We start from the raw sequence: 6879 nt of genomic DNA, 5'->3' as shown, positions 1-6879 counted from the left end.
GGGCCGAAGCGTAACGCCCTGCCAGGCTAGCCTGAATACCGGCGGAAATATCCACGCGCTTGAGGTCCTCTCGGGTCCGGAAGAAAAGTCTGTGCGAACCAAGCCGGCTGCGGGCGGACAGGAGTCGCCCCGGCAAGGTCGGCGCGCGCCTAGCAAAGCCCCCCCGTAATGGCAAGCCGACTCGGGACGGTGAATCTGGACTCGGCGAGGGACGCGGGTAGAATGCGTGGCACAAAGCAACCATTCGTGCGGGAGAGAGGCGATGGAGATGGTGCCACTGGCCCCCAATTGCGGGGTCGAGATCAGGGGCGTGAGCCTGGCGGGGGCGGAGGGCGAAACGCTCGACGCGATCAGGCAGGCGATCTACGCCCACGGGGTCGCGCTGTTTCGCGGGCAGGAGGATTTCACGCCCGAGGCGCATATCGGCTTCGCCAGGCGCTGGGGCGGGATCGACATCAACAACTACTTCCCGCTGACCGACGAGCATCCCGAGATCGCCGTGGTCCGGAAGCGCGCCGACCAGGTCACCAATATCGGCGGCGGTTGGCACACCGATCATTCCTACGACCAGGTGCCGGCGATGGGCTCGATCCTGGTCGCGCGCACGCTGCCGCCATCGGGCGGGGACACGTTATGGGCGCATATGGGCGCGGCCTACGACGCGCTGTCCGACGATCTGAAGCAGGAAATCGCGGGGCTCGAGGCCTACCACACCGCCGACCATATCTATGAAGAGGGCGGGCTCTACGCGCAGACCGACATGGGGAGCGATCTGCGCGGCCAAGGGCTCAAGACGGGGGCTACCCACCCGGTGGTGATCCGTCACCCGCAGACCGGGCGCCGGCTGCTCTACGTCAACAGCGCCTTCACGGTGAACATCGTCGGGCGCAGCCGCGAGGAGAGCCTGCCGCTGCTCCAGCGGCTCTACGACGCGGCGACCGCGGCAGACAACACCTGCCGCGTGGCGTGGGAGCCGGGCGCGGTGGCGATCTGGGACAACCGCACCACCTGGCACTATGCGATGAACGACTATCAGGGCCACGCCCGCGAGATGCATCGCATCACGCTGACCGGAGAACCGCTCGCGGCCTAGTTTCCCCGCGTTGCTGCACGCGGCCTACTTGCGGGCGCTGCACTCGTAGACGAGCCGCTCGTTCGCTTGGCTGGGGAGCTTGCCGAGCAGCTCGGCCTGCATTTCGCCAAGCTTGGCGGCGGCTTCGTCCGAACCGCAGGCGGGCGCTTTGAATTTCCCGCGGGCTTCGCGCGCCTCGCTCATCGCGCTGCGCGGGAGGAGGTAGCGTTCGATGCGGAAGATGCGCCGGTCGGGGTCGAAGCTGTTGACCGCGACGGCGTCTTCCGAATTGGGCACGAAGACGCGGCTCCACGTGCCCCCGGCGAAGCCGTATTGGGTCCGCTCGTTGACGCAGCCGCCGGGTTGCCAGTCGAATTCGAGATCCTCTGCCTCGGCGCTGGTCACGCGGCTGCGCTCGGATACCAGCGTACAGAGCAGCGCCAGCTCGCCCGAAGCCGATGCGGCGTCGCCGTCGTTCGAAGCCGCATCGCCCTCCTGCATCGCGGCGGCGACGCGACGGTCGATCTCGTCGAGGCCGGGGCGGGTGAGATAGGCCGCCAGCGCAGCCAGCACGATGACGACCGCCGCGCCACCGACGATCCGCAGCCGCTTCTCGTCGCGCGGCTCGCCGTTCCACAGCGAGAGCGCCCACTGGCCGAGCCCGAAGGCGACCAGCAGCAGGACGAAAGCGAGGAACAGGCGGTCCTCGCGGTCGCGGATCACGCCCTGTTCGGCCTCGAGCTGCGCGCGATCGCGCTTCACCCGCTGTGCCTCCGCGCGCTCGGCGAGATCGGCGCGCGCGGCCATCTGTTCGCGCTGCAGCCGCTGGCGTTCGGCCTCGTCCAGATCGGCCATCGAGCGGCAGGTCGAGGAGTTGACGCGGGGTTCGACGTCGTTGGCGCGCAGGAAGGGGATCAGTTCGCGGTTCGACACGGCGAAGAAGAATTCGGCATCGCCGCCGTCATTGTCGGCGCCGAAGCTGTTGACTCCCAGCACCCGGCCGCAGGGATCGAGCAGCGGGCCGCCCGAATTGCCGCGCGCGATCGGCGCGGTGTGGAGGATCGTGTCGAACTGGCGGCTCGGCCGCGCGCCCGAGATGAAGCCGGGGCTCTTCACCGGCGGCTGGCTGCGGAAGATGTCGCTGAGACCGAGCCCCTGCGCGCGGTCGACATTCATCGGGTAGCCGACGCTGACGACTTCGCCGCTCTCGGGCGGGGGGCCGCCGGCAATCGCCAGCGGAGGCAGGCGCAGGCTGCCGGTGATGCGGATCAACGCCAGGTCGTTGCGCGGACTTACCGCCAGCGGCTGGCCATAGACCGCTTCGCCGCCGCCGCTGGGGATGATGCCGATCTTGAGGTCGGAATCGCGCAGCGCGTCGCGCAGGACGTGGGCATTGGTCACCACCTTGTCGCCCGCCACCGCGAAGCCGGTGCCGTGGCTGATCGGGATCAGCTCGTCATTCTCTTCGCCGATGATCACCACGCGCACCACGCCGCGCGCGGCGGCGTTGATGTCGGCGGGTTCGGCCTGCGCGGGCATGGGGGCCAGCGCCGGCGCAAGCAGGGCGAGCAGGGCGGCGATGCGTGCGAGGAGGCGTGCCATCGCGGGGCCTTGTGACGATCATTGGCTTTGATCGCAAGCCGCGGGATGCGGTCTCTGCCGGGCACGGGCAGAAGCGGGGTGAAGCAATCGACACGGAGCCTTTCGCCATGACCTATCGTATCCGCGGTCTCGAACCCGGCCAGTTCGCCTCGCTCTTCGCCATGGACGATGCGGGGCTCGCCGCGCGCCTCAGCCGGCGCGTCGTAGCCGGGGCGGAGGGGCGCCATCCCTGCCGCGTCAGCCTGCGCGATGCCGCTCCGGGCGAGGTGCTGGTGCTGACGCATTACACCAATCACGCGGTCGACACGCCCTATCGCAACAGCTTCGCGATCTTCGTCCGCCGGGATGCGGTGGCGGCCGACCATATCGACCAACTGCCCCCGGTCCTGCGCCATCGCCCGATCGCGCTGCGCGGCTACGATGCCGGAGGCGACCTGCGCCAGGCCGCGCTGGCGGTGGAGGACGATGTCGATGTCGCTATCCGCACGCTGCTGGCCGACGAGGCGGTGGCCTATATCGATGCGCACAACGCCAAGCATGGCTGTTTCGCCGCGCGGATCGAACGCTATGATGGGGGGAGCCATGACTGACGCCATTTCCGACGCTGCCGCCTGGGCCGCCGTGCTGCGGCGCGACCGCGCCTTCGACGGGCGCTTCGTCACCGGCGTCCTGACCACCGGCATCTATTGCCGCCCGTCCTGCGCGGCGCGGCACCCGGCGCGCGGCAACGTCCGCTTCTTCGCCGACGGCGCCGGCGCCCGCGCGGCGGGCCTGCGCGCCTGCAAGCGCTGCCTGCCCGACAATGTCGGGCGCGACGAAGCGGCCGTGCTCGCGGCGATCGACGAGATACGCCAGGCCGAGGACGCGCCCTCGCTCGCTGCGCTGGCGCAGCTCACCGGCTATTCGCCGACGCATTTCCAGCGCGTGTTCAAGCGCGCCATCGGCCTCTCTCCCGCCGCTTATGCGCGCGCGTTGCGCGAGGAACGGGCGCGCGACGCGCTGTCGGAAGGCGGCGACGTGACCGGTGCGATCTACGAGGCGGGCTACGGCTCGGCCTCGCGCTTCTACGAGAACACGAAAGGACGGTTGGGGATGACGGCGAGTGCCTGGGCGAACGGCGGGGCGGGGGTGACGATTCACTGGGCGGTGGTCGACACCAGCATGGGCGCGATGCTGGTCGCCGCGACCGACAAGGGCGTCTGCCGCCTGTCGTTCAACGAGGACGCAAGTGAACTCGCGCGCCGTTTCCCCAGGGCCGACCTCGTCGAGGGCGGCGCGGCGTTCGAGAAACTGCTCGCCGAGGTCGTCGCCAGCGTCGAGGCGCCGGGCGACTTCGCGCATATCCCGCTCGACGTGAAGGGCACCGCCTTCCAGGAGGCCTGCTGGAAGGCGCTGCGCGAAATTCCCGCGGGCGAGACCCGCACCTATGCCGAAATCGCCGCCGCGGCGGGCAATCCCAGAGCGGTCCGCGCGGCCGGCAGCGCGAATGCGCGCAACAATGTCGCCGTACTCATTCCGTGCCACCGCGTGATCCGCACCGGCGGCGATCTCGGCGGCTATGCCTATGGCCTCGATATCAAGCGCGAATTGCTCGAGAGGGAAGCAAAGTGATGGACAAGATTGCCGCATTCACCGCACTGCACGTGCCGGGCGACCCGCTGGTGCTCTACAATATCTGGGATGCAGGGTCTGCGCGCGCCGTGGCCGAGGCGGGGGCGAGGGCCATCGCGACGGGCAGCTATGGCGTGGCCGAAGCCAACGGCTTCAAGGATGGCGAAACGCTGCCGCTCGACATGGTGCTCGAAAACCTCAGGCGGATCCTCTCGGTGACCGACCTCCCGGTCACGATCGACATGGAAGCGGGCTATGGCGACGCTCCCGACGAAGTCGCCGCTTCGGTGGGCAGGGCCTTCGAACTGGGCGCTGCGGGGATCAACATGGAAGACCGCATGCCGGGCGAAAGCGAACTGCTTCCGGTGGCGCAGGCGGCGGAGCGCTACGCCGCGGCGGCAGGCACCGGCATCCACGTCAATGCGCGCACCGACGTCTATCTCGGGCGCCGACCCGAAGACTATACGCCCGCGCTCGTTGACGACGTGCTGGCCCGCGCAGCGGCCTATACCGAAGCGGGCGCCAAGAGCCTGTTCGTCCCGTTTCTCGGCGACCATCCGACGATCCGCGCGATCTGCGAGAGCTCGCCGCTGCCGGTCAACATATTGTGGGCACCGGGGCGGGGGACCACTGCCGAACTCGCCGCGCTCGGCGTGGCGCGGATCAGCTATGGCCACGGCCCCTGGGCGGCGGCGATGGACTGGCTCAAGACGCAGGCCGCAGCGGTGTTTGGCCGGAACTGATTTCGAAGCGGCATCTTGTATTGCGAGCGACTCGCATTAACTCCGGGCGATGAGTACCAGACCAGCCCCGCGCACCCTCACCATTCTGGCCACCCGACGGCTTTCGCCTTCGATGGTCCGCGTGACCTTGGGAGGCGAGGGGCTCGATGGTTTTCCCCCCGGTTTCGCCGGGGGGTACGTCAAGCTGATGCTCGCACCCCCCAGCGCTGCGTCGAAAGCCGTGATCCGTACCTATACGATCCGCCACCAGCGGGCCGATGCGATCGATCTCGACTTTGCGCTGCATGGCGGCGAGGCGGCGGGCCCCGCGACGAAGTGGGCGCTCGATGCCCGCCCCGGCGATACGATCGTGGTCGGCGGTCCCGGCCTGCCCAAGCCGCTGCCGCGACAACGCGACTTCTACCTGATCGCGGGCGACATGACCGCGCTGCCGGCGATCTCGGTCAATCTCGCTGCGCTTCCCGCCGATGCGCGCGGCTTCGCGGCCATCGAGATCCAGGACGAGGCCGACCGGCCCGATCTCGTCGTCCCCGAGGGCGTGCATGTCGAATGGCTGGTCAATCCCGAGCCCGGCCTGCGTCCCGAGCTGCTGGTCGACGCGCTGCGCTCCGCCAGGCGCCCCGAGGGCGCGCTGGCGGGCTGGGCGGCCTGCGAATTCTCCTCGATGCGCGCGCTGCGCGACTATCTGCGCGATGAGCTAGGGCTCGGCCCCGCCGATCTCTATATCTCGAGCTACTGGAAGCACGGCCTGGTCGAGGACGAGCACAAGCTGGTGAAACGCCAGGACGCCGAGGCGCAGCCCGCGTAACGAAAAGGGGCGGACCCGAAGGCCCGCCCCTGATCTGTCAGCCAGTCGCGCCGGATCAGAGCCCGGTGGCCATCCCGTCGACGCTCTTGCTGACGAGGATGTTGACCGCCACACGGCGGTTCTGCGCCTTGCCCTGTTCGCTCGTGTTGTCCGCTGCCGGATCGGCTTCGGCCATGCCGGTCGGCACCATCATGCGATAGGGCTTCCAGCCGCATTCCTGCTGCAGGAAGTTCACCACGCGCGTCGCGCGCTTCTCGCTCAGCTCCTGGTTGAATTCATAGTCGCCGGTCGAATCGGTGTAACCGACCACCAGCAGCAGCGCGTTGTCGGTCGCCTCGGCCTGCTGCGCGGTCTGGCACAGCTGCGCGCGCGACTCGGCGCTGAGGTTGTACTTCGCGGTGTCGAAATAGACGTTGGTCGTGCCCTTGACGTTGTATTCGTCGATATTGGCAACGCGGCCGCGCAGCGCCTCGGTCGCCGCCTCGTTGGCGGTGAAGCGCTGGTCGGTGCCGTTGTGGATCATCCGCGCGGTCTTGAGGTCCTTGGTCTTGAGCGCGACCTTGGTCGCGATCAGGCCGCGCTCGGCCCATTCGACAGTGTCCACTTCCACGGGAAGGCCGTTCAGGAGTTCGGCCGACGAGAGCTTGTCCTTGTCGAGGCCGAGGAAGCCGCCGCTGCTGCGGATTTCGGTCGCCGGACTGATGGCGACGACGGTGCGCGTGCCGTCGGGCATCGTCACCTGCATCAGGTCGCCCTTGCGTGCCGAGATGACACCTTCGACCGTCGGACCCTCGGGCATGCCGGTAAGATCGCTCGGCATCGTGCCGGTCACGGTGATTTCGGAGTTCGGCGCTTCGTAGTCCGACTGCGCTTCGAGTTCCTGCGCGGTTGCCGGGGCGGCGATCAGGCCGATAGCTGCGATGGCAGCGGCGCTATTGGAAAAAGTCTTCATATGCATACTCCTGAAAAATGGCTCCGCCATGCTCCCGTCGGTCCCGATGGAGACCGCCAGATCCCCGGCTGTGCATGGGCGGGCGTCAGAC

At 68.5% G+C, this 6879-nt stretch carries 7 protein-coding genes; 5 read left to right on the top strand and 2 right to left on the bottom strand.

What is annotated here, in order from left to right; all coding sequences use genetic code 11:
- Positions 1-262: 262 nt before the first annotated feature.
- Positions 263-1093 (top strand): TauD/TfdA dioxygenase family protein, encoded by an 831-nt coding sequence (locus ACN4E0_RS12860; RefSeq protein ID WP_419568417.1) that lies wholly within the window; start codon positions 263-265, stop codon positions 1091-1093.
- A 24-nt stretch (positions 1094-1117) separates the two neighbouring features.
- Here ACN4E0_RS12860 and ACN4E0_RS12855 read toward each other — a convergent pair whose 3' ends face one another.
- On the bottom strand, positions 1118-2674 hold the full coding sequence (locus ACN4E0_RS12855) for a S1 family peptidase (protein ID WP_419568415.1): 1557 nt from the start codon (positions 2672-2674) through the stop codon (positions 1118-1120).
- A 107-nt stretch (positions 2675-2781) separates the two neighbouring features.
- Here ACN4E0_RS12855 and ACN4E0_RS12850 point away from each other — a divergent pair, with 107 nt between their 5' ends.
- Genes ACN4E0_RS12850 through ACN4E0_RS12835 form a run of 4 tightly spaced genes read left to right on the top strand, consistent with a single transcriptional unit; the run spans position 2782 to position 5836 of the window.
- On the top strand, positions 2782-3264 hold the full coding sequence (locus ACN4E0_RS12850; protein ID WP_419568413.1) for a DUF1203 domain-containing protein: 483 nt from the start codon (positions 2782-2784) through the stop codon (positions 3262-3264).
- Positions 3257-4285: a bifunctional transcriptional activator/DNA repair enzyme AdaA gene (locus tag ACN4E0_RS12845; RefSeq protein ID WP_419568412.1), complete on the top strand. Its 1029-nt coding sequence runs from the start codon at positions 3257-3259 to the stop codon at positions 4283-4285. The genes ACN4E0_RS12850 and ACN4E0_RS12845 overlap by 8 nt, the downstream gene beginning before the upstream one ends.
- Positions 4285-5028 carry an isocitrate lyase/PEP mutase family protein gene (locus tag ACN4E0_RS12840; protein ID WP_419568410.1) on the top strand — a complete coding sequence of 248 codons (744 nt, stop codon included), beginning with the start codon at positions 4285-4287 and terminating at the stop codon, positions 5026-5028. Before ACN4E0_RS12845 ends, ACN4E0_RS12840 begins: the two co-directional genes overlap by 1 nt.
- 49 nt (positions 5029-5077) lie before the next feature.
- Positions 5078-5836, top strand: a complete 759-nt coding sequence (locus ACN4E0_RS12835) for a siderophore-interacting protein (protein ID WP_419568408.1) — start codon at positions 5078-5080, stop codon at positions 5834-5836.
- Positions 5837-5891: 55 nt separating this feature from the next.
- Here ACN4E0_RS12835 and ACN4E0_RS12830 read toward each other — a convergent pair whose 3' ends face one another.
- The gene (locus ACN4E0_RS12830) at positions 5892-6788 is read right to left on the bottom strand and encodes an OmpA family protein (RefSeq protein ID WP_419568406.1); all 897 of its coding nucleotides are present in this window, start codon (positions 6786-6788) and stop codon (positions 5892-5894) included.
- Positions 6789-6879 lie beyond the last annotated feature (91 nt).

The sequence above is a fragment of the Qipengyuania sp. genome (assembly GCF_048550555.1).
Classification (GTDB): domain Bacteria; phylum Pseudomonadota; class Alphaproteobacteria; order Sphingomonadales; family Sphingomonadaceae; genus Qipengyuania.
This window is presented reverse-complemented; position numbering and strand designations above follow the sequence as displayed.

Bases quoted from the DNA above. Each gene is read 5' to 3' on its own strand.
- ACN4E0_RS12860 (WP_419568417.1), top strand. From the start codon at position 263: ATGGAGATGGTGCCACTGGCCCCCAATTGCGGGGTCGAGATCAGGGGC.
- ACN4E0_RS12855 (WP_419568415.1), bottom strand. From the start codon at position 2,674: ATGGCACGCCTCCTCGCACGCATCGCCGCCCTGCTCGCCCTGCTTGCG.
- ACN4E0_RS12850 (WP_419568413.1), top strand. From the start codon at position 2,782: ATGACCTATCGTATCCGCGGTCTCGAACCCGGCCAGTTCGCCTCGCTC.
- ACN4E0_RS12845 (WP_419568412.1), top strand. From the start codon at position 3,257: ATGACTGACGCCATTTCCGACGCTGCCGCCTGGGCCGCCGTGCTGCGG.
- ACN4E0_RS12840 (WP_419568410.1), top strand. From the start codon at position 4,285: ATGGACAAGATTGCCGCATTCACCGCACTGCACGTGCCGGGCGACCCG.
- ACN4E0_RS12835 (WP_419568408.1), top strand. From the start codon at position 5,078: ATGAGTACCAGACCAGCCCCGCGCACCCTCACCATTCTGGCCACCCGA.
- ACN4E0_RS12830 (WP_419568406.1), bottom strand. From the start codon at position 6,788: ATGAAGACTTTTTCCAATAGCGCCGCTGCCATCGCAGCTATCGGCCTG.